This window comes from Candidatus Ponderosibacter sp. Uisw_141_02 (assembly GCF_048087665.1).
Taxonomy (GTDB): domain Bacteria; phylum Pseudomonadota; class Alphaproteobacteria; order Puniceispirillales; family Puniceispirillaceae; genus UBA3439.
On the sequence record NZ_CP159807.1, the window covers coordinates 906822 to 933406 of the forward strand.

A 26585-nucleotide genomic window follows, 5' to 3' on the forward strand; every position below is an offset into this window, starting at 1 on the left:
GATGATTGATAATTGGCCTATCTTATCTATTGTCACCTTCCTGCCGTTGGCTGGTGTGTTGTTCTTGTTAATGATCAAGGGCGATGAAAAGGCGTTGGCGCAGAATTCGCGTTTTGTTGCGATGTGGGTTTCGGGTTTCACCTTTTTGGTCTCATTGCCATTGCTGATCGGGTTTGATAGCAGCGTAACCGGCTATCAATTCGAAGAAAAAGCCGTTTGGCTTGCGGGGACTGGCATTGGCTATCATATGGGTGTTGACGGTATTTCAATGCCGTTTGTTTTGTTAAGCACGCTTTTGACACCCTTGTCGATTTTGGCAAGCTGGCGTGCCATTACGCATCGTGTTCGTGAATATATGATCGCGTTTTTGGTGCTGGAAACCATGATGGTCGGCATGTTTGTTTCGCTCGACATGTTGATGTTCTATCTGTTTTTCGAGGCGGTTCTGATCCCGATGTTTCTGATCATTGGTATCTGGGGCGGGCCACGCCGCGTTTATGCCGCGTTCAAATTCTTCCTATATACGCTTCTTGGTTCGGTGCTGATGCTGGTTTGTATGCTGGTGATGTATATCGATGCTGGCACCACCGACATTCCGGCCTTGACCGCGCATGAATTTGCCGAGTCAATGCAGACATGGCTGTTCCTTGGCTTCCTGGCATCATTCGCGGTAAAGGTGCCAATGTGGCCGGTGCATACATGGCTTCCCGATGCGCATGTCGAGGCACCAACAGCAGGATCAATGATTCTGGCGGGTGTTTTGTTGAAAATGGGTGGCTATGGGTTTTTGCGCTTTTCATTGCCGATGTTCCCGCTGGCGTCGGAATTTTTCGCACCTTTGATCTTTACGCTATCAATCATTGCGGTGATTTACACATCGCTGGTGGCGTTGGCGCAGTCGGATATGAAAAAGATGATTGCCTATTCATCGGTTGCGCATATGGGATTTGTGACCATTGGCATTTTCACCATGACCGAACAAGGCATTGCCGGTGCTATGTTCCAGATGATCAGCCATGGTTTGGTTTCAGCCGCCTTGTTCTTTTGCGTTGGCGTTGTCTATGACCGGCTTCATACGCGTGAAATCAGCGCCTATGGCGGTGTGGCAGCAGTGATGCCGCGCTATGCCGTGTTTTTCATGTTTATGATGCTGGCATCGGTTGGCCTGCCCGGAACCAGTGGGTTTGTTGGCGAAATGCTGGTGCTGGTTGGCGCATGGCATGCCAGCAGTTGGGTTGCCTTCTTTACCGCAACCGGTCTTGTTCTTGGCGCCACCTATATGTTGTGGCTTTATCGGCGCGTTATGTTTGGTGCCATTGTCAATGACCAGGTCAAGGCGATGGAGCCAATGCAGATGCGCGAATTTTCGATTTTTCTGCCATTGACCTTTCTGGTGTTGTTGTTCGGGGTTTATCCGATGGCACTTCTCGATGTGATGGCCGTGTCGATCCAGTTTGTGCTGGATGGTCTGTCGGCAAGTGGTTTGTCTTTACTGGCAGCAAATTAAGGGTTTCTGAGGACATAAAATGATTTTTGATCTAGCTGATATCCTGCCTGCCTTGCCTGAAATGATTCTGGCGACCTTGGCGCTTGTTCTGGTTCTTATCGTGGCATATGGCGGCGAGGGTGCCGAAAATGCAAAACGTGTCACACGCATCGCCCTTGGCGGTATTGTACTGGCATTGATATTGATTTGGTCGGGAACGGCGGCTGATGAAACTGCCTTTGGTGGCATGTTCAAGGCTGACAGCTTTGCCAGCTATATGAAAATTCTGGTTCTTCTTGGCACTTTTGGCGCGCTGTATATGTCGATCACGCCGCTTGCCAAGGATGATATCAACAAGCCTGAATTTGCGCTTCTTGTTGTGCTGGCACTTGTTGGCATGATGCTGATGATTTCAGCGAATGACCTGATGTCGCTTTACATGGCGGTTGAGTTACAGTCGCTGCCGCTTTATGTGGTGGCGGCGATGCGCACCAATTCATTGCGCTCATCCGAGGCTGGATTGAAATATTTTCTGCTTGGCGCCTTGTCATCAGGCATGCTTCTTTATGGCGCGTCGCTGGTCTATGGCTTTGCTGGCACCACCAGCTTTTCCGGCATTGCCGCGGCAGTATCGGCCGATCAATTGCCAGTGGCCTTTATCATTGGCATGGTCTTTATGGTGTCGGGCATCGCATTTAAGATTTCTGCTGCGCCATTCCATATGTGGACACCTGATGTTTACGAAGGCTCGCCAAGTCCCGTAACAGCATTGTTTGCGATTGCACCAAAAGTGGCTGCAATGGCGCTGATGATGCGGCTGACCTATGGTGCCTTTGGCGCGATTGAGGTCGAATGGTCACAGGTTTTGGTTGCCTTGTCGATTGCCTCAATGGTTGTTGGTGCGCTTGGCGCGATTATGCAGCGCGATATCAAACGCATGATGGCCTATTCATCGATTGCCCATATGGGATATGCGCTTGCCGGATTGGCTGCTGGCAGCCATCAAGGTGCGCTAGGCGTGATGATTTACATGACCGGTTATATCTTTATGGGCGCTGGCAGTTTTGCGATTATTCTGCTGATGCGGCGTGATGGGCAATCGGCAACGCGGATTGCTGATTTGCAGGGTCTGTCACGAACCCATCCGATGTTGGCGCTTGGCCTGATGATCATGATGTTTTCAATGGCTGGTATTCCGCCTTTGGCTGGTTTCTTTGGGAAATGGTATGTGTTTTTGGCGGCGGTAAATGCCGGGCTTGTTCCGCTTGCCATTGTTGGTGTTGTGATGAGCGTGGTTGGTGCCTTCTATTATTTGCGGATCATCAAGATCATGTATTTCGAAGAAACCGACGAGCCGCTTGATACCGATATGCCGACTGCCAATAAAATGGTACTTGGTGTGTCGATTGGCGTTATTTTGCTGTTTTTCCTCGGGCTTAGCCCTTTGCTTGAAGCAGCAAATGTGGCGGCAACAGCCCTGATGACCCAGCTTTAGGCTCTTATGACAGAACCTATCAATTGGTTGATTACAACAGAACAAAGCGCAACATCAACATCTGATCTTGCCAAACGGGCGGCGGCCGATGGCGCGCAGTCGGGGCATGCGTTTCTGGCCATTGAACAGACTGCAGGGCGTGGGCGGCATGGCCGTCATTGGGACTCGCAAAAAGGCGGTATGTATTTATCGGCTCTGCTTCGCCCCAGCGTGCCAATTGATCAGTGGTTTGCTTTGTCATTTGCCGCTTCTCTGGCTGTTTTAGAGGCGGTGTGTGGCCAGCTTGCCGCGCATTTATCGCCGCTTGAAATGCCGCAAACCGGTTTGAAATGGCCAAATGATGTGATTGTCTCGGGCGGCAAGATTTCGGGTATCCTGCTTGAGGTTGACGGCAAGGCGTTGATTGTCGGAAGCGGGATTAACATCGCGCCAGTCGGTCAGATGGAATCGCAGAATATCGCACCTATTGCGCTTGCCGATGTATGGCCTGATGGTGCTGGTGCTTTGCCGCAACCTTATGATCTTGCTACCGCCTATCTTGACCGGTTGGCATTCTGGTATGATCGGTTCTGCCAATCAGGTTTTGGCCCAATTCGCGATGCGTGGTTGGAAAATGCGCTGTTTTTGGGCAAGCGCGTTGCCGTTCAGTGCGGAACAAAAGCGCTTTCAGGGATTTTTCACGATCTTGGCATGGACGGCACGATGCTTTTGCTTGATGATTTAGGTCAGACACGCCATATCACTACAGGTGATGTAAAACTTTTGGGCAGTTAACCAATGCTTTTGGCAGTAGATTGCGGCAATACGAATATTGTATTTGCCCTTTATGATGGCGATATCCAGCGGGCAAACTGGCGGATTAGTACCGATCCCAAGCGCAGCGCGGATGAATATCTTGTCTGGTTAACCCAGCTGATGAGTCTCAACTCACTGGCAGTTGATGATGTAACCGACATGATCATTGCCAGCGTTGTGCCCGAGGTACAGCCAAAATTGATCAATCTGGCATCGCGTGGCTTTGGTATCGTGCCGCAGGTCGTTGGTGGCAGTGGCATTGACCTTGGCATTGATATTCAAATTGATCGGCCCGATCAGGCTGGTGCTGATCGTCTTGTCAATGCCGTGGCGGCGCGTGACTTTCATGATTTGCCAGCGATTATTCTCGATTTCGGCACGGCAACAACATTTGACCTGATCGGCAAGGGCGGTGCCTATCAAGGCGGCATTATCGCGCCCGGAGTCAATTTGTCGGTTGAGGCGCTCTATATGGCGGCGGCGCGGTTGCCGCGCCTTGCGGTTGAACCTTGGGCATCTGATATGCCGGTGTTGGGAAAAGATACGGTTAGTGCCATGCATTCAGGCATTTTTTGGGGATATGTCAGCATGGTTGAAGGATTAATCGAGCGATTGCGCCGTGATCATGGTAAAGATCTTCTTGCCATTGCCACTGGCGGTCTCGCACCATTATTCGCCGAACATGTCAAAGCAATCTCAATCGTTGATTCCGATCTTACCCTGAAAGGTTTGGTGCGCATCCACGCCCAAAATAAGACTGAACCCAAATAAAACTGAACTGAAACCAAATCTGTTACATAAAAGTAAGGCCTTGTTTATGAATTATGCAAAAGATGATCTGCTGTTTGCGCCCTTAGGTGGATCTGGCGAGATTGGCATGAATGTCAATCTTTACCATTATCAAGACAGCTGGATCATGGTTGATCTTGGCATTTCCTTTCCCGATGAAAGCACCCCAGGTGTTGATGTCATTCTTCCCGATTTGAAATTCATTGCGGATCGGCGCGATAAATTGGCCGGTCTGGTTCTGACCCATGGCCATGAGGATCATCTGGGCGCAATTCCCTATCTATGGAGCCAACTTGGTTGTCCAATCTATGGCAGCGCCTTTACCCTCGCACTGTTACGGCGCAAGCTTGCCGAGTCACGCGGTGATTTTGACATAAAACTTCATGAAATTGGTATGAATGCTCCGTTTAAGCTTGGTGCGTTTGAAATTGAAATGGTGGCATTAAACCATTCGATTCCCGATCCGGCAGCGCTTGCCATCCGCACTGACGCTGGCACCGTCTTTCATACAGGCGACTGGAAATTCGACAAAACGCCGGTTCTTGGTACCGACACTGACGCACCGCGTCTTGCCGCCATTGGTGATGAGGGGGTTTTAGCACTTGTCGGGGACTCGACCAATGCCATGGTCGAGGGGCGTACCGGATCTGAAAGTGATGCCAAGGCCGGGTTAACAGCCGCCATTGCCAAAGCAACCGGACGGGTGGCCATCACCTGTTTTGCCAGCAATGTCGCGCGGATCGACTCGATCTGCAAGGCGGCCAAAGCCAATGGCCGGTCAGTGGCAATTGTCGGGCGGGCGCTTAATCGGGCGATTTCGGCCGCGCGTGAGATTGGTTATCTTGCCGATTTGCCAGATCTGGTACCCGAAGGCGATGTTGATTTATTACCACGCGATTCGATTGTGATTGTTTGTACCGGTACCCAAGGCGAGCCGCGGGCAGCCATGGCGCGTATTGCCGCTGCGGCGCATGAAACGATCAGCCTTGAGGCAGGTGATACCGTTATCTATTCATCACGGCAAATTCCGGGCAATGAAAATGCCATTGCGCGGGTTCAAGATATGTTGATCCGGCGAAAAATTCATCTTGTGACCGATCAGGACGCGCCGGTTCATGTGTCGGGGCATCCGTCACGCGGTGAAATGATCGAAATGTATGGTCTGATCCGGCCGAAAATTGCCATTCCGGTTCATGGCACCGCGCGGCATTTGCTGGCGCATGCGGCATTGGCCGATTCCTGTCAGGTCTCGCAAACAATCCTTCCTGATAATGGTGTGGTGATCCGGCTGAATGGTGATAGGGCTGGAATCATTGATCATGTTCATACCGGGGCTTTGACTGCCGAAAAGGGCAATATTATCGAATTGCAGGCCGATATGATGCGGGCAAGGCGACGGATGCTATGGAATGGCGTTGTTACCGTTTCGGTGATCTTGAACAAGGCAGGGGCGCTTTGCACCGTGCCAAGCGTCGCGCAAAGCGGCCTTGGTGATGGCGATGCTGCAAGCGACTATGTTGCGGCAGCCTCGATTGCGGTTGAAGATGCAATTGAAATTCTGGGTAAAACAGCACGGTGCAATGATGCATCGGTTGAAGATGTTGTCTCTCAGGCCGTGCGGCGGGTTGCGCGGTCAATGTTCGGCTTGCGACCAATCGCGCAGGTTCATATCATGCGGGTCGGCGAAGAGGATTTACGAGCATGATTGGAAATATAAATCATATTGCGATTGTCGTTCCCGATCTTGACGCGGCCGCTGCACATTGGCGCGACATGCTTGGTGCCGAAGTTAGCCAAGCGCAAACATTGCCTGAACATGGCGTGCGAATTGTGTTTGTGCGTTCGGCCAATGGTCAGGTTGAATTGATGGAGCCTTTTGGCGAAGCCTCGCCCATTGCCGGATTCTTAAAGCGTAACCCTGATGGTGGCATGCATCATATCTGTTATGAGGTTGCCAATATTGACCAAGCACGCGCCAAGCTAGAAGCAAAGGGCGCGCGGGTGCTAGGTGACGGCAGTGTGAAAATGGGCGCACATGGCAATCCGGTGCTGTTTTTGCATCCAAAAGATTTCAACGGCACGCTTATTGAATTAGAACAGGTTACCGAAGGTGGGGCGCATTAGATGGATATTGTTTCAGGAATCGTGGTTTTTATTCTGCTATGGTGGTGGGTGTTCTTTATGACCTTGCCATTTGGCGTGAAGACGCCTGACTCGGTTGAGGTTGGCCATGCCACATCAGCGCCGGAAAAACCAATGCTTTGGCGCAAAGCGATGATTGCCACGATGATTGCGTCGGTCCTATTTGCCATCGTGTTTTGGGTGATTGATTCGGGTCTGCTGTCGCTTGATCAGCTTTAGGTCTTTGCCGCTATTCAGGCGGCGGGGGCATGGTAGGGCTAGAGTGCTTGCCGACTGATTGACATAAAGCGCCAATTTTTTTCCAAAAGAAAAGCAAGGCTTACGCCTTGCCTTTTTCAATCACTGATCTTAGTGCCAGTGTTCGCTCTCCCTAAACTCGGTTTTGGCAACCTGTCAAAAAACGTTAGGAAACTTTCATCGGCTTGTCGACATAAAATTTACGAAAATCTAACAAATCAGACAAAAAATTGCCTAATTCGCTTGCCAGCAATAAAATCGGTAACCAACTGCGCTAAGTGACGCAGCCTTTGCCAGAGGTTCGTTTATCTTTGTGTTTGGCCAAAAAACCATGTTATCAGACGATTATGGTTAAGACGCTGACTATATCGGCTGGCCTGTTGGCACAAGGGACAACAAAATAATGCAAAAAGAAACAATTTATCTGGCATCAGACCATGCTGGATGCGAGCTGAAAGCTGCTGTTTGTGCGCATCTTGCTGCTGCTGGGTATCAAATTGTTGATCTTGGGCCGTATAAAGGCGAGTCGGTTGATTATCCTGATTATGGTGTCAAACTGGCGATGGCGCTAAGGGATGACACAGCCGCGCGCGGTATTGTAATTTGTGGAAGCGGTATTGGCATTTCGATTGCGGTAAACCGGTTTTCTTGGGTACGGGCGGCGCTTGTTAGCACGGCCGAAGCGGCCAGCCTGTCGCGCCAGCACAATGATGCGAATGTTTTAGCTTTGGGCGAACGGTTGATTGATCGGGCATTAGCGCTTACATGTGTTGAGGCGTTTTTAGACACTGCCTTTGAAGGTGGTCGTCATCAGCGGCGGGTAGATAAATTAACCGCGATTGGTAATGGTCGTTTGGAATTCGAATAGGCTTGCAATATTGATTGCAGGTTTTCCGCGTTTATAAATTAGACTGATGCCGCTTAAGTCATGGTTTTGACTGCGGTAAGGCATGTTTTTGAGGAGACGAAAGATGGATGAATTCGGTAATGCGCAAGCTGCAATGAAAATGGACGGTTTTTTCAGCAATACACTGGCACAAAGTGATCCTGAAGTGGCTGCTGCGATTGGTGATGAATTGGTGCGTCAGCAAGATCAGATCGAAATGATTGCCTCAGAAAACATTGTCAGCACCGCGGTAATGGAAGCCCAAGGGTCGGTCCTAACCAATAAATATGCCGAAGGCTATTCAGGTCGTCGCTATTACGGCGGTTGCGAATATGTTGATGTGATCGAAACATTGGCGATCGAGCGCGCGAAAAGATTGTTCAATTGTAATTTCGTCAACGTGCAGCCGCATTCGGGCGCGCAGGCAAACCAGGCTGTTTTCCTAAGCCTGTTAAAGCCAGGCGATACCATTCTTGGCATGTCATTGGCAGCCGGCGGCCATCTAACGCATGGTGCCGCACCAAACCTGTCTGGTAAATGGTTCAACGCAATCCAATATGGCGTGGATGAAGCCACCGCACAGGTGGATTTTGACGAATTACAGCGGCTCGCCCTCGAGCATAAGCCGAAAATGATCCTTGCTGGTGGATCCGCCTATCCACGGACATTGGATTTTGCCGCATTCCGTAAGATTGCAAACTCGGTTGGTGCCTATTTCATGGTTGATATGGCGCATATTTCGGGTCTGGTTGCTGCTGGTGCGCATCCAAGCCCGATTGAGCATGCGCATGTTGTCACCTCGACCACGCATAAAACCTTGCGGGCGTCACGCGGCGGCTTGATCCTAACCAATGATGAGGCGCTTGCCAAAAAATTCAATTCAGCCGTTTTTCCCGGCTTGCAAGGCGGCCCATTGATGCATGCCATCGCTGGTAAAGCGGTTGCCTTTGGCGAGGCGCTTCGCCCTGAATTCAAGGCCTATACAAATATGGTTGTCAGCAATGCGCGCATTCTTGCCGAAACATTGATTTCGCGCGGTGTGTCTATCGTTTCAGGCGGCACAGATACCCATGTTGTTCTTGTTGATCTTCGGCCAAAGGGTTTGACCGGTAACGTGACCGAGCTATCGCTTGAACATGCGGGGATCACCTGTAACAAAAACGGTATTCCGTTTGATCCGCAGCCGCCGACAGTGACATCGGGTGTTCGTCTTGGCACACCTGCTGGAACAACACGCGGTTTTGGTAATGACGAATTTGTCAAAATTGGCCATCTGATTGGTGATGTTCTTGATGGTTTGGCGCAAAATGCCGAGGATAACAAGGCGGTTGAGGCGCGTGTGCGCGAAGAAGTGCGCGCATTATGTCGGGCTTTCCCAATCTATCAATAGGGTATACACTCACCGCAGACACCAAATGTTGTTTGCCATTTCCGAATTAGGGTAGTGTGATACGATGATTTGTCCGTTTTGCGGGAACGAAGATACACAGGTAAAGGATTCACGCCCTGCCGAAGATGGCGGGGCGATCCGACGCCGGCGCTTATGTGGGAAATGTGACGCCAGATTTACCACCTTTGAACGGGTGCAAATCCGCGAGATTGCGTTGGTTAAACGTGATGGTCGTAAATCCGTTTTTGACCGTGAAAAGCTGGAACGGTCATTCGATATTGCCCTTCGCAAACGCGATGTTGACGCCGAGGCTGTTGGCATGGCGATCAATGATATCGTCCGCCAGCTAGAAAGCCATGCCGATGGTGACGTGCCAAGTGCGCGTGTTGGTGAATTGGTGATGGCAGCATTGTACAAGCTGGATCAAGTCGCCTATGTCCGCTACGCGTCGGTATATCGTAACTTCCGAGAGGCCAAGGATTTTGAAGCCTTTGTCGAAAAAGAGCTTGGTGAGTAAAGCGGCTAAGACGCAGGATTTCCAGTCAAATCCACTTTTCCCCGAAGATACAAGATGGATGCGGGCTGCCGTCATGGCGGCAAAGCGCGGCATTGGCCGTAGCGGGGTTAACCCGCCGGTTGGTTGTGTTCTGATTGGTGCTAATGGGCAATTGCTGGCATCTGGCCATACAGGGGCAGGCGGCGTTCCCCATGCCGAGTCTGCGGCGCTGGCAAATCTTGATGATGCTGGACGTATTTCACTTCAAGGCGGCACTGCCTATGTCACGCTTGAACCTTGCGCCCATCACGGGAAAACCCCGCCATGCGCCGATGCGCTCATCGCCGCTGGCATTGCGCGTCTTGTTGTTGCGCTTCAAGATCCTGATCCGCGGGTAAATGGCAATGGTTTGGCGCAAATTGCCAATGAAGGCATCATTGTTTGCCTTGGTGTTGAGGCTGCGCTGGCATCTGAATCGTTAAAATATTTTATTCATAAAATTCATAATGATAAACCTTACTGCTCACTTAAAATTGCAGCGTCAATTGATGGTAGAATTGCGCTTTCTGACCGCAAAAAGCGCTGGTTAACCGGCCCAGAAATGCGCCGCTATGTGCATTTGTTGCGCAGTCAGGCCGATGCCATTATCACCGGTATCGGCACTGTTCTTGCCGATGATCCGCAGTTGAATTGTCGCAATGAAGGGCTGGAAAATGACAGCCCGCCTATTTTCATTTTTGATCGGCTTTTGCGGATTCCCACCGCCGCAGCAATTTTGCAAAGCCCCCATCCGTTGACGTTGTTTTGCAGTGAGGCAGCATCTGAACCACGCCGCCAAGCGCTTAGTGATGCCGGATGTGTGATTGTGCCTTTGCCCGGTGATGCTGAAGGGCGGCCTGATATTGGTGCGGCATTGCGCTATATGGGCATGAGGGGAGTCAATCATGCGCTTGTCGAGGCCGGTACCGGTCTTGTGACCAGCTTTTTGGCGGCCGATGCCGCTGATTGCCTTTACTGGACACAATCAGATCATATTTTAGGGGGGGACGCCTTGCCAGCAGTTGGGCAATTTGCGTCTCAAACAATCAATGCGGTGGCAATCTTTGCCGAAAACCGATATATCCAGACGCATTATCAGGCAATCGGCGGTGACCGCCTGATCATCTTGCAAAAACCCAACGCCAACACTGGCATAACACAGGCATAAACCATGTTTACCGGTATTATTACAGCCATTGGCCGCCTCGAGGCGATCACCGATACAGGCGATCGGCGATTGCGCATTTCCTGCGATTGGGATTGCGCCGCCATTGATCTTGGTGCGTCAATCGCCTGTTCGGGGATTTGCTTAACCGTGATTGACCGACAGGATCATTGGTTTGAAGTCGCCGCTTCAGCCGAAACCATGGCCGTGACAACGCTTGGCAATTGGCAGCAGGGAAATCGCATAAATCTTGAACGCGCCCTTTGCCTTGGCGACGAGCTTGGCGGGCATATCGTATCGGGTCATGTTGACGGTTTGGCCGTGATTACGTCAATCACGCCGGCTGGCGACAGCCATGTTGTCTGGCTAGAGGCACCGCAGGCCTTGGCCAAATTTGTTGCCCCAAAGGGGTCAGTTGCGCTTGATGGCGTGTCCTTGACGGTCAATGCGGTCAAGGGCAATGCGTTCAGCCTGAATATCATCCAGCATAGCTGGGAAGTAACCGGCTGGGGACAGGCTGTCGTCGGGCAAAAGATGAATATGGAAATTGATATGCTGGCGCGCTATGTTGCCCGCCTTGCAGCGTTTGATAAGGATTAATGCAATGACCCCACCAAGCCGCAATGGTTTGTCAACAATCGAAGAGGTGATTGCCGATGCCAAGGCAGGCAAGCTTTTCATCCTTGTTGATGACGAGGACCGCGAAAATGAAGGCGATCTATGTGTCATTGGTGAATATGCGACGGCAGATGCGATCAATTTCATGGCTAAATATGGCCGCGGATTAATCTGTCTTGCTTTGACGCGTATTCGCACCGAACAGCTTGGCCTGACAATGATGGAACGCCGCAATGAGTCGCGGCATGAAACCGCTTTTACCATCTCAATTGAGGCGCGTGAGGGCGTAACAACTGGCATTTCGGCCGCAGATCGTGCCCTGACTATCAAAACTGCGATTGATCCAAATTGTGGCGAACGCGATATCACCACCCCGGGTCATATCTTTCCATTGATTGCCCGCGATGGTGGAACTTTGGTTCGCGCTGGCCACACCGAAGCTGTTGTCGATATTGCGCGTGCCTGCGGGTCAGATCATCCGTCTGGCGTGATTTGTGAAATCATGAAAGATGATGGCGAAATGGCACGTCTTCCCGATTTGATTGGTTTTTCCAAAGAACATGATCTGAAAATTGCATCAATTGCCGATCTGATCGCATGGCGGCGGCGCAATGAATCGCTTGTTCAACGCACCGTTGAAAGCGCAATCACAACACGCATTGGTGGTGACTGGCGTATGGTGATCTATGCCAATACGGTATCGAACATCGAACATATTGCCTTGGTAAAGGGTGATATCAGCGCTGGTGATCCTATTTTGGTGCGTATGCATGCGCTTGATCTGATGGCCGATCTTCTTGGCGCAGTGTCGGAAAAGCGGGCAGGTGACGAATTGGCAACAGCAATGGCGGCAATTGCCAAAGCCGGATGCGGCGTTATCGTTGTATTGCGTGAATCCATCGCTTCTAGCCTTTCATCAATGGTGAGCCAGAAATTGAATATGACAAGTGATACAGGCGGCAATCGCGATTTGCGCGATTATGGCGTTGGTGCGCAAATTCTAACCGATCTTGGTATTAGCAAAATGATCTTGTTATCCGACACACGTCCAAATGTGGTGAGCCTTGAAGGATATGACCTTGAAATCACCGATTGGCAGCGCATTCATCAGGAGCAAATATAATGGCCGGGCATTTTTTGATCGTTGAGGCGCGTTTCTATGGCGAGATCGCCGATGTACAGGCCGCAGGCGCCGTTGCCGCGCTCGAGGCAGCAGGGGCAAGCTATGAGCGTGTTTCGGTACCTGGTGCGCTCGAAATACCTGCGGCGATCGCTATGGCGTCGATTGGCGACCGGCATTTTGATGGCTATGTTGCGCTTGGCTGCGTTATTCGCGGCGAAACCAGCCATTATGATACGGTTTGCAATGAATCAGCACGCGGATTGATGGATCTGTCGCTGGCTGATGGATTGGCGATTGGCAATGGCATTTTGACCGTTGAAAATGAAGATCAGGCTTGGGCGCGTGCTGATGCAGCGCGCAAGGATAAGGGCGGTGGTGCCGCTCGTGCGGCGCTGGCCATGGCAGCGTTAAAACGGGAATTTTGTGGTTAATCTGATGAGTGATGACAAACAAACATTAAAAGCGGTTCCGGTTCGTCGTCGGTCTGCGGCGCGGCTTGCAGCCGTTCAGATTATCTATCAAACATTGATTACCGGTCAGTCTGCAATTAATTTTGCACCGCAATTTTTAGCGCATTATGCTGGTGATGCGGCAAAATTATTCAAGGTCAAAGATCTGGATGAAGGGCATCTCAATGCGCTTTATGCTGGTGTTGAACATGGTGTTGTTGAAATTGATGCGGCAATTGCCGCCCAGCTTGCCGAGGGATGGTCGCTTGATCGTCTAGCTCGGATCGAATTATCTTTATTGCGATGTGGAGCTTATGAATTGCGCTCAATGCCGCATATCCCCGCCCGTGCAGCGGTCAGCGAATATGCCGCTTTGAGTGATGCATGCGGATGCGATGTCGGGTTTGTGAATGCCGTTCTTGATCGCATGGCGCACAACGCCCGCATTGTTGAGATGGGGAAATAGGTTTTGGCGGTTAGGCTTGGCCGTTTATTCGGTTGCTTGCTGGCGTTTCAAATTTGAGAAAAGCTGCTCGATGACGCCGAATGTATCACCAGATGTTGGTGTTTTAGAATCGATATGCGCGACATTAAGACCACTTTTTTCATCAACTAAATCAATTTCTTGCAAGCTGTTGCTTTCATCAAATGTAAAGGCGTAAATCACCCGCGATTTGGTTTTGTTAATGCCGCCAACCGGCTGTTCCATAATTTGACTGGCATAATAGATTTTGTGACTATCAAAAGCGCCCTCAAAGCTTGGCCTGCCAAGCATGCCGATGATATCGGCGCGATTGGTTTGGCCAATTTTGATTATGTCCATCTCGGCCTGATTGATAACATGGCCATGTTCGCTAATCCTTTCGCCGCATCCGGATAGAAAGCCAAGGCAGAAAATGCCAATGCCAAGCGTGCCAAAGCCTTGTTTGATTTGGCGTAGGATAGATAGTCGAGTCAAAGAGACACTGGTCATTATGGGGTTCCTGCGATATAGAAAGGGCCACGCGGCCATTTTGGTCACGCCAATAAATTAGGTCAATAATGCGGGATGTTGCAACAATGAACAAAAAAGCACAAGCATGGCTGGGCAATTTACTTGGCTGGGGGCAGCGCCGGCAGGCTAATAATGCGGAAAAGCTATATGCGGAGGCGGTTCGTTTAGCTCGAAATCCAGCCTTTTTCGACAGATATGGTGTTGCCGATGATGTTGATGGGCGTTTTGATGCGCTTAGCTTGATTGTGGCTTTGGTGATGCGAAAGCTGAAAACATTGGATGATGATGGCAAAGCATTAAGCCAGCAATTGTTCGATTCGATGTTTGCTGACATGGATTTGTCGCTTCGGGAAATGGGCGCAGGCGATATTGGCGTTTCAAAACGCGTTCGCGCCATGGCCGAAGCCTTTATGGGCCGTCTTGAATCCTATGTTGATGCCATTGATAATAATGATAAGAAATCTTTTTCGGCAGCCTTGAACCGTAATTTATTTCGCGGCAACGAAACAATTGATCCCTTGGCGAATGGCCTTGTCGATTATCTGTTTGCGCTGGTCAAGGAAATCGATAATCTTCCGGCTGAACAGGTTCTCGTGGGCATGCTTGACATTAAATAGGCCAGCACTGTTTCTCGTTCTACTCACCGTTTTGCTTTGCGCTTATGTTTGGCGGATGGTGTTTCGCTGGTTATTTAGGGTCAATCAACTTGAACCAGTAAAGCTGGATGGAACAGTCACTTTTGGCCGCAAAATAGCTTGGTGAATAAAAAAATGCCTCTGATAAATTTGGATTCCGAAATCAATGTTGAACGCGTCCGGCCGGATACGGGCAGTTTCTATAAATTTGTTGCCACTGACGCCGAATGCCAGCTGTTAGCGGCGCGGTTTGATTTTATTGAGGTTAAATCGTTATCGGCCGAGCTTCGCGTTCGCAAAGCAGCGCGCGGTTGCTGGGATGTTTCAGGTCAGTTACAGGGTGAGATTGTTCAGGCTTGTGGTGCAACTGGCGTCCCAGTCAGCGAGACTATAGATTTTCTGCTCGAAGAACGCTATGTTCGCACCGCCGGCGACCCTGACGAGGTTGAAGTCCATCTTGATGAGGCAGAACCTCTTGAAAATGGCGCAATCAAGATTGGCGAAATGTTGGCGCAATCGCTTGCGGTTGCAGTTACCCCGTGGCCGCGTGCGCCTGAAGCACCGGAAACATTCACAATTGGCGAGGAATCGTCGGATTATCCATTTGCTGGGCTTGCTGCGTTAAAACGCCAGCCCCCCAAATAATGTAAAGCAGGTTGGGAGGATATACCCTGTCTGGAGTAATTAAGATTGCGCTTGATGCGATGGGTGGCGATAACGCGCCAGCATCAGTCATTGATGGCGCCGATATTGCCAAGGCAAAATCGCCGCATATCGAGATTCTGTTCGTTGGTGACGAAACGGTGATTCGTCCGTTGCTGGCCAAATCAAAGTATCTCAAAGACGCCGACGTGACTCACACCGAATTTGCGGTTTCGTCAAAGGAAACAGCCTCGCAGGCGGTGCGCCGCGGGCGTGAAAGCTCGATGTGGCTTGCCATTGCCGAAGTTGCGGCCAAGCGGGCTGATGCCATTGTGTCGGCTGGCAATACTGGCGCGTTGATGGCGATGGCGAAATTACAACTTCGCACCATGCCTGGCATCACCCGCCCAGCCATTGCCGGCTTTTTCCCAACCGAACATGACCCCATGTGCATGCTCGATCTTGGTGCCAATCTTGAATGTGACGAGGAAAATTTGGTGCAATTCGCCCTGATGGGGCAGGCATTTTATCTGTCATTGATGGGAAAAGATAATCCAACCGTCGGTTTGTTGAATGTTGGTGAAGAAGAGCAAAAGGGCCATGAATATTTGCGTTTGGCAGCCCAAGAATTGTCAAACCCCGATTTAGGGGTGAATTATCGTGGCTTTGTTGAAGGGTCTGATCTGGTCAAGGGCAGCGTTGATATTGTCGTGACGGATGGATTTTCTGGCAATATTGCGCTGAAAACCGCGGAAGGCGTTGCTGGATTATTTGCCTTGATGCTGCGCCGCTCGTTTCGGGCTTCGGTTTTTGCGCGTATTGGCTATTTATTTGCCCGCAAATCGCTCAAGAATTTCCAAACCAAGATGGATCCAAGACGTTATAATGGTGCGGTTTTTCTGGGGTTGAACGGAATTGCGGTAAAGTCGCATGGCGGAACCGACTCACTTGGGTTTTCAAATGCTATTGATGTTGCGGCCAATCTTGTTGATCATGGATTTATTCCTGATGTCAGTGCTGCCATTGAAAAGGCGGGGTTGATCCGCGAACAAAGAAAGATTGTGAATGACTAATCAACGGGTTTTGATGACCGCTGTCGGGTCTTACTTGCCAGCCAATGTCGTCACGAATGAAGCGCTTTCCAGCTTTGTTGATACGGATGATGCCTGGATCAGGAGGCGTACTGGCATTGCCCAACGCCATCTTGTTGCTGATGGTGAAACCACTTCCGATCTGGCTTATCATGCTGCCACAAAGGCGCTTGCCAATGCTGGGCTGGCCGGCGGCGATATTGACCTTATCATTATTGCCACTACAACCCCTGATAATACCTTTCCCTCAACCGCCACAAAGTTACAGCATATGATTGACGCCAAAGGCGCGATTGCCTTTGACATCCAAGCGGTTTGCGCCGGTTTCGTCTATGCACTTGATGTTGCTGATGCCATGTTGCGATCGGGGCGTGGACGCCGCGCGCTTGTTGTTGGGGCGGAAAGCTTTTCAAAATTGCTTGATTGGGAAGACCGGGCAACCTGCGTTTTGTTTGGTGATGGCGCTGGTGCTGTGGTGCTTGAGCTTGCCGATGATGCCGGTGATGATGCTGGTGATTGGGGCATTCGCTCGTCGGTACTTCATTCTGATGGTGCCTATCGTGATATTCTCTATGTCGATGGTGGCCCATCAAGCAATGCTGCGGTTGGTCATGTGCGCATGGAAGGCAAAGAAGTGTTTCGCCATGCCGTTGAAAAGCTTGCATCGGTTATGGATGAAGCCTTGAGCGCTGCCAATATGCAAGCGGGCGATATTGACTGGCTGGTTCCGCATCAGGCCAATGTGCGCATTATTGATGCCATGCAGAAAAAAATGGATTTGCCATCTGATCGGGTTGTGCGCACGGTCGAACAGCATGCCAATACATCGGCAGCATCAATTCCGCTGGCGCTTAGTGCGGCAGTCGATGATGGCCGAATCAAAAATGGTGATGTTTTGGCGATGGAAGCGATTGGTGGCGGTCTTGCTTGGGGCGCAGCCTTGGTAAAATTCGGTCGCCCATTATGACTTTTGCCCGTTGATTTTGGCTGAATGACGCAAATATCAATTTTTTTGGGCTTTTCGCCCTAATCCATCATTTGTAATAATTTTCTGAATTGACCACAGGTTCAAAAGTGGGTACCGTTTCGAGGCTATGGGAACACTTACACGCGCAGATTTAACCGAATCCGTGTACCGGAATATAGGGTTGTCAAGAAATGAATCCTCCGATCTTGTCGAGGCGGTTCTTGAGGAAATTTGCGCCTGTCTTGAGGCTGGTGAAGAAGTAAAACTGTCCTCTTTTGGCACTTTTTCAGTTCAGTCGAAAAGCGAGCGCGTTGGCCGTAACCCGAAAACAGGGATCGAAGCGGTCATCACATCACGCCGCGTTTTGTCGTTTCGTCCGTCGCATATCCTCAAGGATCGTGTAGACGGTTCGCAATGAACGATAAAGCTAACGACGCTTTCAAAACAATTTCTGAAGTCTCTGCACTGCTTGACGTGCCACAACATGTTTTGCGCTTTTGGGAAAGCAAATTTTCCAGCCTTCGCCCATTAAAGCGAAGCGGTGGGCGGCGTTATTACCGGCCTGACGATGTTGCCGTTTTACGCCGAATTAGACAGCTTTTATATGTTGATGGCTTTACCATTAAGGGTGCGCAAAAGCTGGTAAGAAGCAAAAAAGCAGCGACCAAACCAAGTGCCCCCGCCACAGCAAGCAGCTTATCAGGCAAAGATCTTGCCGCGGCAATGGCGATGCTTAATGATGTGAAAACCCGCCTTGCAGCGCTAAAACAGCAGCTTAACCACTAAGCCGTATCATTTTTGCTGAAAAGCCGATTGCCTAGATATCTTGGCGCGGCTATAACCAGCACTGGCCGGAGCGTAGCGCAGCCTGGTAGCGCACTATACTGGGGGTGTAGGGGTCGTGGGTTCAAATCCCGCCGCTCCGACCATTTTTTTTCAAGAAAATACAACAAAACCATAGGGATATTATGTCTCTGTGGTTTTTTCTTGTTTGTCTTGATTTCATCTAATACCGTTAAAATATCGATTTATTGTAGACATAGTGTAGACACGGCTGCTTGGCAGCCCCCCACTTTAATAATCGACGGGGTGTGATGAAACAGAAAATAACAGCATCTGTAGTTGCCAAGCTTCGATGCCCAACTGAAAAAGAGCAGGCGTGGGTGCGGGACACTGAGGTGTCTGGTTTTGCAGTGCGAATCACCAATAAAGGTATTAAGTCCTTTGTTTTTGAGAAGCGTCCAAAGGGTGCGTCACAGGTTAAACAGATAACAATAGGGCGCTGCGGTGAGTGGAGCGTTGAGCAGGCGAGGGATGCTGCCAGAAAATTAGCAGTAGAGTTCTCTGACCCGAACTATCTTCAAAAGCAATCTGCGGCCAAAGCGAGCAAATCCTTTTCGGATGCTTTCGAGATATATGCTGAAACAAAATTGCTGACCCTAGCGGAAAGTACGCGAAACAAGCACCGAGTTTTCTTCAATAGAGAGGTGCTTCCATTGTTTGGAATCTTGCCTCTTGAAAATTTTACGCGGAGAGACCTCTCCAGTATCACGCTTCCAATGCAACAGCGGGGGCATCAAGGCACAGCCTCGGGAGTTTGGAAGGCAATAATGCTGGAAACATCTACGAAGCCATCTTCTGATAGATATCTCTCGCCAGTGTCGCACAATATACAGGCGATACGCTTACCAATAAATTCAGGGCGGTGAATGATTTGGTCAACTGCAAACAAATTGGCGCCAGATGATGGCCCAACAAGTATTCCCTCAGTTTGTGCGATCTTTCTTGCCCATTCAAATGCTTTTGCATCTTCTACAAGAATAATTTCATCCAGTCGTTCAGCGCCGCGTTTAAAGTTTTCTGTTATAAACCCGGGTCCGATACCGGTTATGTGATGTGTTCCTGCGACACCACCTGAATAAACAGGACTAGCAAAGGGCTCTACACCAAAAACTTTAACATCCGGATTGTTCTCTTTTAAATATTTTGATGTACCTTCAAAAGTGCCACAGGTGCCTAAACCTAGAACAATTGCGTCTACCCTACCGTTCAATTGCTCCCAGATTTCCGGGCCAGTGGATTTGTAATGGAAGTCACCATTCGCTGGATTTGAGTGTTGGTTCAAAAAATAGGTGCTACTTAGGTTTCTGGCGATATAGTCCAAAGCTCTTTCCCGAGCCCCTCTGGTATGTTCTGCTGCTGGGGTCAGAACAACCGTAGCGCCAAAAGCGGCCATAATTTTTTGTCGCTCAATGCTGCAAAGTTCGCTCATATATAGTCTTGCTTTAAACCCTAACGCAGGCGCCAAAGCGGCAAGGGCTATACCAGTGTTGCCACTGGTGGCTTCAACAACTTCTGTGCCCGGCAGTATTTTGCCAGCCTCAATTGCATCCGTTACCATTCCAAGAACAGCTCTGTCCTTAAGTGATGTCGGGTTTTGCATCTCCAGTTTTGCAAATATGGAGCAAGAGGATTTTTTGAAAAGTCGGTTAAGTCGAAGAATAGGTGTGTTGCCAACTAAATCGTTAATTGTATTAGCAACAATCATTCTTAGCTCCCCAAGCCAGTTGGCTTAAAACGGTTTGAAATAGAACGGTAAGTAGGGTGCGGGTCATAGAATCTAACCCTCAAAAAGGTCCCCAGTAATAGGAATAGTGTGGCGATCTATTGGATTATACTCTTGTAGCATATGCCTTACGCCATCGAGCCACTCAACGCTCTCTTTGGCGCTTTGCTGCAAAAATTCTGTATCTCGGATGCCTACGCTAAATACCTCGTCATCTTTTGTCATAACGTAAAAATGCTCGACCCCTTCGCGGGTACGTTGGTCAAGAAATTCACGAAGAGTCCGTGTAAACTCGTCATAATGCTCAGGGTTTGGTTTAAAACGTATGACTGATAGCTTTTTCATTGAGTGATCCTCCTAGTTAAAACCCTGCCACAAAGAAAAGGCCAGCGCAAAGGCTGGCCGAGTTTAGGGAGGGAATGCGTTAGGTTCAGCATTGAGGCTGCGCTGATATTGTGACGGGTTTATGGCTGGACTGGGGTGTTTGTGAGGCTAAGTAGGTGGCCTTACTCCCTCCACTTGCTAATGCTACAATCTCCCTATGCTATCCATCCAAAAAGCAAGGCTGCAATCAGGCCGGAAACATCACGCAGCGGGTGACAAGTTACGAACTAAAAGGCAATTTCATATACCCATTCAATTTCTTGAGACTTACGTAGGGTAAAGACACATTTAAGAACTAAATCGATATTATACCAAGTTCATTAAATCCGTTGAGTATGATTTGAATAGCAATCGCAGCCAGGAGAATTCCAACTAAGCGAGACATAACGGTTGAAATGGTTAAATTGATAAACCTCGAGCCCCAGGCAGCAAAATAAAGTAATAAAGCGGAAGCGGCTAAAGCTATAAAGATTGAAGATAAATTTATTACTAATTTATCTACTGACGTAAAATCTCCAAAAACCATAATAGATGTAATCGCACCTGGCCCTGCAAGAAGCGGAACACCAAGCGGGCTGGAAGAAATCCTTATCAACTCCTCTGCAGCAACCTGATCATTCTCTGCAGCTTTACTTTTTCTTGCTTGCCTCCTCCCATTTACCATTTCCATAGAAATAAGAAAAAGTATGGCCCCACCAGCAATGTTAAAGGTTGCCGAAGAAATCTTCAAATGTGATAAAATCAAATCGCCAAAAAATCCGAAAAACACCAACACAAAGAAAGCAATGGCACACCCTCGGAGGGCAACTCGTTGCTTTTGTTTGTAGTCAAATCGCTCTGTAATCGATAAAAATATTGGTATTGTTCCGATTGGATCAATGACCGCAAAATAAATCAGAGCTAAAGATACAAGTTCAGTCAAAATCAGTTCTCGAAAAAAAATTTGCCATTTTTGAAACGTTTACATTCTTTCAATCATTAGCCGGCCGAGTCTAGGGAAAAAATACGTCAGATTCAAAAATAATCTTGCACCCGCATTGTGACGGTTTTTTGCTGGAGTAGAAGTTTTGTGGTTTATTAGGTGGCCTAGCTCCCTACATCCACTAATGCTAAAATCCCCCATATGCAATCCATCCAAAAAGCTCGACTTAGATCAGGCCAATTCGCTCCCGGTCAATCCGGCAACCCCGGAGGCCGCCCAAAGGACGAACACCGCGTCGCTGAACTAGCTCGCTCCTAGACGGTTGAGGCTATAGACACGCTGGTTGAGCTAATGCGTGAAGGCAAGGACGAGCGCGTACGTGGAACCGCGGCTCAGGCGCTGCTAGACCGCGGTTGGGGCAAGGCGAGGGTTGAGGTTGTTACAGGCGCTGAGGGCAGCTATTTGGACGTTTTGAGGGTGGTTAATGAGCAATTGCAGCTCAAAAGGTCTGTTGATTGACCTGAAAACAGAATATTTTCAGGGATTTTGTAGTGTTTTCTAACTTCACTTGAGTTTGTTCGAATATCATTACAATGTAGACATAGTGTGGACATAGATAGAAAGTGAAATAGTGAATTTAGAATAAGGTATGATAAAATTATATTTAATTTGATATAAAAAATTGTGCGCACTATACTGGGGGTGTAGGGGTCGTGGGTTCGAATCCCGCCGCTCCGACCATTTTTCATTTATAAAAATCAATATGATAAAGGAATAGCCATTCGGCTCTTTCTGCCCTTTCTGTCACAATTTGTCACAGGAGGCGCTAAAATGGCATCCATTAGACACCGAAATGGACGTTTTCAAGCACAAGTCAGAATGCTTGGTAAAACAAAATCTGCAACCTTCCTATCACGCGCTGACGCTAATAAATGGGCGACACTAATTGAGGCCGACCTCATCGGCAGCGAAGATACAAGACTTATGTATAAGCCCGATTGTGTCGCTGAAATATTACAACGCTATCTCAATGGCGAATCGCGCCAGAATCAGGGGCATGTGGTTGAAAAATACATAATTGGACTGATGCTGAAAGAAAACTGGGCTCTAATGCCAATCCAGCGCCTTTCAACCTCACATATTGCGGAATATAGAGACCGCCGACTTCGCAGCATCAAACCTTCGAGTTTTAATCGCCAGTTCAGTGTGCTCAAAGTCGCCTGTGCTGTTGCCAGGGATGAGTGGCTTTGGGAATTTGATGACAGGTTCCTGAAAATCCGCCGCGCACGCGTCAATGCTATAAAAATCCCTCGTAGAATTAGCAATGATGAGTTTATCCGGCTAATCGAGGCGTGTGCTCAGTGTAAAACAGCAAAAATGAGCCACTTGATAACCCTTGCACGCGAAACAGGTATGAGAAGGGGGGAGCTTTGCTCGCTCGATAAGCGCTCAGTTTGTTTTGATAGAGGAATAATAAACATTGAAGCCACCAAGACTGGCTTTCCTAGAGTGGTTCCCATGACAGCTGATGCAAAAGCTGCCGCTATGGCGCTAGCTCAGCTTAGTTCTGACAATAGTTTGCTGGATATGACGCCAAATGCAGTAAGGATGAGCTTTGAGAGGTGTAGAGCGCGTGCCGGGCTCACTCACATCAGGTTTCATGACTTCAGGCACGAAGCAATTAGCCGGTTCTTTGAATTTGGTCTTACTCCACCGGAAGTTGCATCGATTAGTGGGCACAGAACGCTATCTATGCTGATGCGCTACAGTCACGCATCTTTAGATTTGATTGTGAGGAAGTTTGGTAGCGCTTGAATAACTTCTTTGAGGGAGCCGTGGGCTTTTTTAATAGCGCTCTTACGAATGGTTCTACGTTCGCCATTTCTATTACTGTGAGCTGCCTTGGCTCTGGCGTCCATTATGCTTCTGCTGGGCTTAGATACTTGATTGCAGAATTTAATATATGTATCGCCACCCTTTGTTTTTGCAAAATATGTCTCTAATTGTTTTAGCGCATAACTAAAATCTTGATTGTCGTGTTCAATGACGGTTTTAGTTTTGAGGATATGCTCAAGCTCAGATTGGATGTCATGGGCGGCTATCGCCAGATTTTTAGTTTGTTCTGTGATTTTTTTTTTGAGGCTATCATTAGCTTCCATTGAGGCGAGCATGGTCTTTGCGCTCTCCATAATGGCTTTATGTGCGCTTTCAATTTTATTGAGACTTTTAATTCTTGGGCGGCAAATCCCAAGTTGGAGGTGCTTGGCTAGTGAAAACGTTAAGGCTTCAGTGGCTCTGCCAATATAAAGGAGCGCCGGCTCCCAGTGACCTGACCTGTATTCAGAAAGGAACTTTGAGAGCTCTCTGTTGACTGGAGTGACGTTCAAAGAAAACGAGTTCTCTATATTAAATAGCTCTAGTCTGAGTGTTAACTCATCTTCAAGATTTGGTTTGTTTTGAAATTCAAAAACAATAGAGTGGCAGGTTCTGCAGACTAATCCTTTTTCAAGTCCGAGGCGCTTTGTCGTGAAAAATGCGCTCCCAGATTTAAGTATCCGGCAGTTTTGGCATTGAAATTTATTCGTCGCCATCCTGAACTTCCATTGCAATCCCCATATAGTCCTCTAGATAGACCAGTGCCTCCATTTTATGGCTCTCTATTGTAGGCTCGTTATAGGCCATTTTGAACCAATGCTCGGCCATCTTGTCGTCTTTTTTGCATCCATAACCGTACAAATAAGCAATTCCCAGACCCAAGTATGTTTGAGAGCTGGCCCCATCTAAACTCGACGCTTCTTGGAAATACTGAAAAGATAATTTTTTATTTTGCCTTACAATATCACCATCGCTGTAAATAATGGCTAACCGTTCTTTTGCAGCCCCAGAATCTTCTGCTGATGCGCGTTTTAGAAGATTAAGTCCCCTTTTGATATCTTGTTTAACGCCTTCTCCATGTAGATATGCGTTTGCTAAAAAATTGTTGTTCTCAATACTGTAATCTGGTCCCAGCTCTAACATCAGTTTTACAGCTTTTGGAGTGTTTGCTCTGGTGCCCCAGCCATAAAAATAACAGCTACTTAAAAATTCTTTGGCTTCTTCATTGCCGAGTTTTGCTGCTCTATTTGTCAGCAAAAAGGCTTGGCGCTCGTCTTCCTCGAGTAAGTGACCGGTAAAATACATGCGAGCGAGTGCATTCATCGCGATTTCATCGCCTTCAGCTATGGCTAGCTCGTAATAATGCTGTGCCTTTTGGCCATCAGCTTCCATCTCGCTATTACCAGTTGAGTAAAGCTCGCCGAGCATTGTTGCCGCGTGCACTTCACCTTCATCTAAGGCTTGAAGCAGCAATTCTTTTGCGCGTTTAAAGTTTTCAACCTCAATATAATCGTATGCGAGGTTCCACTTTCGCCAAGAAAGTCCTTTTTGTTCACAGCCAATAAGAGCTTGCTCAGACCATTTAAAATAGTTGTCCTGATTTTCTTCAAGCCAGTCATCAGTAACGCCTAATTTTTTGTCAAATTTTGAGGCAAGGAGCCACGCTGCTTCATTATCACCGTCTTTTGCTGCGCTCTCTAGTTTGTTTAGCGGGATGGCTGAAATGATTCTTTCATGCAAATTTCCAGCACTTTTGTTGAGTTCTCTGCCTCTTTTGGATGCTGCCGTGTTGCGCGTATGTAGCACTGCTCCAACAATATCAGCAAAAAGAGCGTCATATTCTTTAAGCAAACTCATTTGCCCACCATCACGCTCAAGCTTGACGCTCAGTTCAGTCAGGCTTTTTTCTAACGTATCTAAAAACAATTTTAAATTTTTGGGGGTCATTGAACACCTTGTTTCTTTTCGAATGTTGAAGCCTTCAAATAAATTGATTGAAGCTTTGTTCAGTCGGATACTTCTTGGCTGTTTGTTTTTATCTCAACATTATACGGCCAGTAGTCAATTTCGTCATAATCATAAAGCGTGGTGTCTCTGTTTGACCAGGTTCTGAGCGTTACTTTCTTTGTTTCATCACCGGACAGCATTTCTTTTACCTGTTCCAATGATTTTGGTTCAATGCCATCGATGGCTATTAAAACGCTGTATTGCTCCCAACCTGTGCGCTCCGCGTAAGAACCCGCTCGAACTGAATGTACAGTCAGGAAACCACTCTCACGCCGTCTTTCCGGGAAGGGGTCAAATGATATTAGCGCGCCATCAGCAAGCACATATTTACGTTTTGTGACAAGCTCTTGTGGTGACACGTATATTGACTTCTTTATCGTCTTCTCGTCGCGTTTAATGGTGATTTCAACTTCTTGGTTCAATCCGCGCAAGATTGTGTTCACCTCGGTTGGGGTGGCCACTTCCTGGCCATCAATATGGGTTAAGCGGTCACCAATCCTGAGACCGTCAGGTAGTTTTTCAAAATGCGCTGCAGGGCCAATAATTAAATACTCTTCGCTTTGCGAGTTTTTTGTGAAGTTAATTAATAGTTTGGGCGGTGAGGGGTTTTTACCCTGCTTCAGTAAGTCTAATATTTTACAGATGGGTATAATAGGAACAGCAAAGTTCAGTCCTTCTGTATCTTTGAGAGCCATAGCATTAATGCCAATAACCTTGCCGTTACTCAAATTAATGAGCGGTCCACCTGAGTTTCCGGGATTTATTGCGGCATCAATTTGTATCCAGTCCCTACCATTGTAATAGCGGACTTTTGATACAATGCCACGGCTGGCTGAATAGCTAAGGCCGTGTGGGTGACCAAATGCTGCAACTTCTTGACCGCTTAATTCACTTGTCTCGCATTGCAGAGGAGCCTCGGTCGCGTTTTCTGGTATATCCTTTTGGTCAACTTTTATGATTGCCGCATCTAATTCGGTGTCCACATATACTAATTTAGCTGCGATAAAGGGCTCACTTTTGAATGATACCTCAATGTCACCAGTTCCACGCCCTGAAACATGAGCATTGGTTAAAATCCAGCCCATCGAACGGTCTACTAAGAAACCTGCGCCATTACTTGAGCCAGCGTCATCTTCATAAAATGAGTAACGGATAGAAGATTTAGTTCGAACAGAGTAAAGCTCGGCATTGGCAATTGGAGAATTACCGCTTGTTTGGGCCGCAGAAATTTCTGTGTTAAAAACAAATAATCCTGCAAACAAAGTTAGCAGTTTTTTACGGCTCTCCATGAGCTATCCTAACTATCAATTTGAGCTAAATGCTCGGCGGCTGTTTCTAAGTATAAGGTTACTGTCATACAGGTGCATGTAAACATTTATGTAATATTCAACC

30 protein-coding genes, 1 tRNA gene and 1 pseudogene are annotated in these 26585 nt (G+C 48.4%); 25 read left to right on the forward strand and 7 right to left on the reverse strand.

Features of this window, described 5'->3' with window-relative positions:
• Position 1 precedes the first annotated feature (1 nt).
• From ABXT40_RS04605 to ABXT40_RS04675, 15 genes are all read left to right on the forward strand, one after another.
• Entirely contained in the window at positions 2–1507 is a 1506-nt protein-coding gene (locus ABXT40_RS04605; protein ID WP_443646655.1) for an NADH-quinone oxidoreductase subunit M, read from the forward strand.
• A gap of 19 nt (positions 1508–1526) precedes the next feature.
• The gene (gene nuoN, locus ABXT40_RS04610) at positions 1527–2981 is read left to right on the forward strand and encodes an NADH-quinone oxidoreductase subunit NuoN (RefSeq protein ID WP_443646656.1); all 1455 of its coding nucleotides are present in this window, start codon (positions 1527–1529) and stop codon (positions 2979–2981) included.
• 6 nt (positions 2982–2987) lie between these two features.
• Positions 2988–3755 (forward strand): biotin--[acetyl-CoA-carboxylase] ligase, encoded by a 768-nt coding sequence (locus tag ABXT40_RS04615; RefSeq protein WP_443646657.1) that lies wholly within the window; start codon positions 2988–2990, stop codon positions 3753–3755.
• A gap of 3 nt (positions 3756–3758) precedes the next feature.
• Entirely contained in the window at positions 3759–4547 is a 789-nt protein-coding gene (locus tag ABXT40_RS04620; RefSeq protein ID WP_443646658.1) for a type III pantothenate kinase, read from the forward strand.
• Between the two features lie 46 nt (positions 4548–4593).
• Entirely contained in the window at positions 4594–6270 is a 1677-nt protein-coding gene (locus ABXT40_RS04625; RefSeq protein WP_443646659.1) for a ribonuclease J, read from the forward strand.
• Positions 6267–6689, forward strand: a complete 423-nt coding sequence (mce, locus tag ABXT40_RS04630) for a methylmalonyl-CoA epimerase (RefSeq protein ID WP_443646660.1) — start codon at positions 6267–6269, stop codon at positions 6687–6689. Before ABXT40_RS04625 ends, mce begins: the two co-directional genes overlap by 4 nt.
• The gene (locus ABXT40_RS04635) at positions 6690–6926 is read left to right on the forward strand and encodes a DUF1467 family protein (RefSeq protein ID WP_443646661.1); all 237 of its coding nucleotides are present in this window, start codon (positions 6690–6692) and stop codon (positions 6924–6926) included.
• Between the two features lie 421 nt (positions 6927–7347).
• On the forward strand, positions 7348–7812 hold the full coding sequence (rpiB, locus tag ABXT40_RS04640; RefSeq protein ID WP_443646662.1) for a ribose 5-phosphate isomerase B: 465 nt from the start codon (positions 7348–7350) through the stop codon (positions 7810–7812).
• A gap of 133 nt (positions 7813–7945) precedes the next feature.
• Positions 7946–9220, forward strand: coding sequence for a serine hydroxymethyltransferase (gene glyA, locus ABXT40_RS04645; RefSeq protein WP_443646961.1), 1275 nt, complete (start codon positions 7946–7948; stop codon positions 9218–9220).
• Positions 9221–9284: 64 nt separating this feature from the next.
• Complete coding sequence (gene nrdR, locus ABXT40_RS04650; RefSeq protein ID WP_443646663.1) at positions 9285–9737, forward strand: transcriptional regulator NrdR; 453 nt, start codon at positions 9285–9287, stop codon at positions 9735–9737.
• A complete protein-coding gene (ribD, locus tag ABXT40_RS04655) occupies positions 9730–10923 on the forward strand; it encodes a bifunctional diaminohydroxyphosphoribosylaminopyrimidine deaminase/5-amino-6-(5-phosphoribosylamino)uracil reductase RibD (protein ID WP_443646664.1) in 1194 nt (397 codons plus the stop codon). Before nrdR ends, ribD begins: the two co-directional genes overlap by 8 nt.
• A gap of 3 nt (positions 10924–10926) precedes the next feature.
• The gene (locus ABXT40_RS04660) at positions 10927–11520 is read left to right on the forward strand and encodes a riboflavin synthase (RefSeq protein WP_443646665.1); all 594 of its coding nucleotides are present in this window, start codon (positions 10927–10929) and stop codon (positions 11518–11520) included.
• A gap of 4 nt (positions 11521–11524) precedes the next feature.
• Complete coding sequence (ribB, locus tag ABXT40_RS04665) at positions 11525–12661, forward strand: 3,4-dihydroxy-2-butanone-4-phosphate synthase (protein WP_443646666.1); 1137 nt, start codon at positions 11525–11527, stop codon at positions 12659–12661.
• On the forward strand, positions 12661–13092 hold the full coding sequence (locus ABXT40_RS04670; protein WP_443646667.1) for a 6,7-dimethyl-8-ribityllumazine synthase: 432 nt from the start codon (positions 12661–12663) through the stop codon (positions 13090–13092). Before ribB ends, ABXT40_RS04670 begins: the two co-directional genes overlap by 1 nt.
• A gap of 4 nt (positions 13093–13096) precedes the next feature.
• Positions 13097–13576, forward strand: a complete 480-nt coding sequence (locus ABXT40_RS04675) for a transcription antitermination protein NusB (RefSeq protein WP_443646668.1) — start codon at positions 13097–13099, stop codon at positions 13574–13576.
• Positions 13577–13600: 24 nt separating this feature from the next.
• Here the strand turns inward: ABXT40_RS04675 and ABXT40_RS04680 are convergent, their stop codons facing one another.
• Positions 13601–14083: an outer membrane protein assembly factor BamE gene (locus ABXT40_RS04680; protein WP_443646669.1), complete on the reverse strand. Its 483-nt coding sequence runs from the start codon at positions 14081–14083 to the stop codon at positions 13601–13603.
• A gap of 86 nt (positions 14084–14169) precedes the next feature.
• On the opposite strand from ABXT40_RS04680, the gene ABXT40_RS04685 reads away from it, so the two are divergent.
• The 8 genes and pseudogenes from ABXT40_RS04685 to ABXT40_RS04720 all read left to right on the forward strand — a co-directional run.
• Positions 14170–14721 (forward strand): ubiquinol-cytochrome C chaperone family protein, encoded by a 552-nt coding sequence (locus ABXT40_RS04685; RefSeq protein WP_443646670.1) that lies wholly within the window; start codon positions 14170–14172, stop codon positions 14719–14721.
• A 153-nt stretch (positions 14722–14874) separates the two neighbouring features.
• Complete coding sequence (locus ABXT40_RS04690) at positions 14875–15384, forward strand: DUF177 domain-containing protein (protein WP_443646671.1); 510 nt, start codon at positions 14875–14877, stop codon at positions 15382–15384.
• Between the two features lie 11 nt (positions 15385–15395).
• Positions 15396–16454 carry a phosphate acyltransferase PlsX gene (gene plsX / locus ABXT40_RS04695; RefSeq protein ID WP_443646672.1) on the forward strand — a complete coding sequence of 353 codons (1059 nt, stop codon included), beginning with the start codon at positions 15396–15398 and terminating at the stop codon, positions 16452–16454.
• Positions 16447–17439 (forward strand): beta-ketoacyl-ACP synthase III, encoded by a 993-nt coding sequence (locus tag ABXT40_RS04700; RefSeq protein ID WP_443646673.1) that lies wholly within the window; start codon positions 16447–16449, stop codon positions 17437–17439. Before plsX ends, ABXT40_RS04700 begins: the two co-directional genes overlap by 8 nt.
• Positions 17440–17566: 127 nt before the next feature.
• The gene (locus ABXT40_RS04705; RefSeq protein ID WP_443646674.1) at positions 17567–17857 is read left to right on the forward strand and encodes an integration host factor subunit alpha; all 291 of its coding nucleotides are present in this window, start codon (positions 17567–17569) and stop codon (positions 17855–17857) included.
• A complete protein-coding gene (locus ABXT40_RS04710) occupies positions 17854–18225 on the forward strand; it encodes a MerR family transcriptional regulator (protein WP_443646675.1) in 372 nt (123 codons plus the stop codon). Before ABXT40_RS04705 ends, ABXT40_RS04710 begins: the two co-directional genes overlap by 4 nt.
• A 66-nt stretch (positions 18226–18291) precedes the next feature.
• Positions 18292–18368 (forward strand) — tRNA-Pro (locus tag ABXT40_RS04715).
• Positions 18369–18533: 165 nt separating this feature from the next.
• Positions 18534–18968, forward strand: a pseudogene (locus ABXT40_RS04720) (Arm DNA-binding domain-containing protein); the annotation flags it as partial.
• A 47-nt stretch (positions 18969–19015) separates the two neighbouring features.
• Here the strand turns inward: ABXT40_RS04720 and ABXT40_RS04725 are convergent.
• The 3 genes from ABXT40_RS04725 to ABXT40_RS04735 form a co-directional block, all read right to left on the reverse strand.
• Positions 19016–19987 (reverse strand): PLP-dependent cysteine synthase family protein, encoded by a 972-nt coding sequence (locus tag ABXT40_RS04725; protein ID WP_443646676.1) that lies wholly within the window; start codon positions 19985–19987, stop codon positions 19016–19018.
• Positions 19988–20059: 72 nt separating this feature from the next.
• Positions 20060–20350 (reverse strand): hypothetical protein, encoded by a 291-nt coding sequence (locus ABXT40_RS04730; protein WP_443646677.1) that lies wholly within the window; start codon positions 20348–20350, stop codon positions 20060–20062.
• Positions 20351–20684: 334 nt separating this feature from the next.
• A complete protein-coding gene (locus ABXT40_RS04735; protein WP_443646678.1) occupies positions 20685–21311 on the reverse strand; it encodes a MarC family protein in 627 nt (208 codons plus the stop codon).
• 201 nt (positions 21312–21512) lie between these two features.
• Here ABXT40_RS04735 and ABXT40_RS04740 point away from each other — a divergent pair, with 201 nt between their 5' ends.
• Together ABXT40_RS04740 and ABXT40_RS04745 are read left to right on the forward strand one after the other, a co-directional pair.
• Positions 21513–21629 carry a DUF5681 domain-containing protein gene (locus ABXT40_RS04740; protein WP_443646679.1) on the forward strand — a complete coding sequence of 39 codons (117 nt, stop codon included), beginning with the start codon at positions 21513–21515 and terminating at the stop codon, positions 21627–21629.
• Positions 21630–22142: 513 nt separating this feature from the next.
• Positions 22143–23126: a tyrosine-type recombinase/integrase gene (locus ABXT40_RS04745; RefSeq protein WP_443646680.1), complete on the forward strand. Its 984-nt coding sequence runs from the start codon at positions 22143–22145 to the stop codon at positions 23124–23126.
• Here the strand turns inward: ABXT40_RS04745 and ABXT40_RS04750 are convergent.
• Genes ABXT40_RS04750 through ABXT40_RS04760 form a run of 3 tightly spaced genes read right to left on the reverse strand, consistent with a single transcriptional unit; the run spans position 23081 to position 26482 of the window.
• Positions 23081–23902 carry a hypothetical protein gene (locus ABXT40_RS04750; protein WP_443646681.1) on the reverse strand — a complete coding sequence of 274 codons (822 nt, stop codon included), beginning with the start codon at positions 23900–23902 and terminating at the stop codon, positions 23081–23083. The two genes, ABXT40_RS04745 and ABXT40_RS04750, sit on opposite strands and share 46 nt — an antisense overlap.
• Complete coding sequence (locus tag ABXT40_RS04755; RefSeq protein WP_443646682.1) at positions 23889–25133, reverse strand: tetratricopeptide repeat protein; 1245 nt, start codon at positions 25131–25133, stop codon at positions 23889–23891. The genes ABXT40_RS04750 and ABXT40_RS04755 overlap by 14 nt, the downstream gene beginning before the upstream one ends.
• A gap of 59 nt (positions 25134–25192) precedes the next feature.
• Positions 25193–26482 (reverse strand): trypsin-like peptidase domain-containing protein, encoded by a 1290-nt coding sequence (locus tag ABXT40_RS04760; protein ID WP_443646683.1) that lies wholly within the window; start codon positions 26480–26482, stop codon positions 25193–25195.
• Positions 26483–26585: the final 103 nt, after the last annotated feature.

Coding starts and splice junctions, on each gene's coding strand:
- ABXT40_RS04605 (WP_443646655.1), top strand. CDS start 2: ATGATTGATAATTGGCCTATCTTATCTATTGTCACCTTCCTGCCGTTG.
- nuoN (WP_443646656.1), top strand. CDS start 1,527: ATGATTTTTGATCTAGCTGATATCCTGCCTGCCTTGCCTGAAATGATT.
- ABXT40_RS04615 (WP_443646657.1), top strand. CDS start 2,988: ATGACAGAACCTATCAATTGGTTGATTACAACAGAACAAAGCGCAACA.
- ABXT40_RS04620 (WP_443646658.1), top strand. CDS start 3,759: ATGCTTTTGGCAGTAGATTGCGGCAATACGAATATTGTATTTGCCCTT.
- ABXT40_RS04625 (WP_443646659.1), top strand. CDS start 4,594: ATGAATTATGCAAAAGATGATCTGCTGTTTGCGCCCTTAGGTGGATCT.
- mce (WP_443646660.1), top strand. CDS start 6,267: ATGATTGGAAATATAAATCATATTGCGATTGTCGTTCCCGATCTTGAC.
- ABXT40_RS04635 (WP_443646661.1), top strand. CDS start 6,690: ATGGATATTGTTTCAGGAATCGTGGTTTTTATTCTGCTATGGTGGTGG.
- rpiB (WP_443646662.1), top strand. CDS start 7,348: ATGCAAAAAGAAACAATTTATCTGGCATCAGACCATGCTGGATGCGAG.
- glyA (WP_443646961.1), top strand. CDS start 7,946: ATGAAAATGGACGGTTTTTTCAGCAATACACTGGCACAAAGTGATCCT.
- nrdR (WP_443646663.1), top strand. CDS start 9,285: ATGATTTGTCCGTTTTGCGGGAACGAAGATACACAGGTAAAGGATTCA.
- ABXT40_RS04660 (WP_443646665.1), top strand. CDS start 10,927: ATGTTTACCGGTATTATTACAGCCATTGGCCGCCTCGAGGCGATCACC.
- ribB (WP_443646666.1), top strand. CDS start 11,525: ATGACCCCACCAAGCCGCAATGGTTTGTCAACAATCGAAGAGGTGATT.
- ABXT40_RS04670 (WP_443646667.1), top strand. CDS start 12,661: ATGGCCGGGCATTTTTTGATCGTTGAGGCGCGTTTCTATGGCGAGATC.
- ABXT40_RS04675 (WP_443646668.1), top strand. CDS start 13,097: ATGAGTGATGACAAACAAACATTAAAAGCGGTTCCGGTTCGTCGTCGG.
- ABXT40_RS04680 (WP_443646669.1), bottom strand. CDS start 14,083: ATGACCAGTGTCTCTTTGACTCGACTATCTATCCTACGCCAAATCAAA.
- ABXT40_RS04685 (WP_443646670.1), top strand. CDS start 14,170: ATGAACAAAAAAGCACAAGCATGGCTGGGCAATTTACTTGGCTGGGGG.
- ABXT40_RS04690 (WP_443646671.1), top strand. CDS start 14,875: ATGCCTCTGATAAATTTGGATTCCGAAATCAATGTTGAACGCGTCCGG.
- ABXT40_RS04700 (WP_443646673.1), top strand. CDS start 16,447: ATGACTAATCAACGGGTTTTGATGACCGCTGTCGGGTCTTACTTGCCA.
- ABXT40_RS04705 (WP_443646674.1), top strand. CDS start 17,567: ATGGGAACACTTACACGCGCAGATTTAACCGAATCCGTGTACCGGAAT.
- ABXT40_RS04710 (WP_443646675.1), top strand. CDS start 17,854: ATGAACGATAAAGCTAACGACGCTTTCAAAACAATTTCTGAAGTCTCT.
- ABXT40_RS04725 (WP_443646676.1), bottom strand. CDS start 19,987: ATGATTGTTGCTAATACAATTAACGATTTAGTTGGCAACACACCTATT.
- ABXT40_RS04730 (WP_443646677.1), bottom strand. CDS start 20,350: ATGAAAAAGCTATCAGTCATACGTTTTAAACCAAACCCTGAGCATTAT.
- ABXT40_RS04740 (WP_443646679.1), top strand. CDS start 21,513: ATGCAATCCATCCAAAAAGCTCGACTTAGATCAGGCCAATTCGCTCCC.
- ABXT40_RS04745 (WP_443646680.1), top strand. CDS start 22,143: ATGGCATCCATTAGACACCGAAATGGACGTTTTCAAGCACAAGTCAGA.
- ABXT40_RS04750 (WP_443646681.1), bottom strand. CDS start 23,902: ATGGCGACGAATAAATTTCAATGCCAAAACTGCCGGATACTTAAATCT.
- ABXT40_RS04755 (WP_443646682.1), bottom strand. CDS start 25,133: ATGACCCCCAAAAATTTAAAATTGTTTTTAGATACGTTAGAAAAAAGC.
- ABXT40_RS04760 (WP_443646683.1), bottom strand. CDS start 26,482: ATGGAGAGCCGTAAAAAACTGCTAACTTTGTTTGCAGGATTATTTGTT.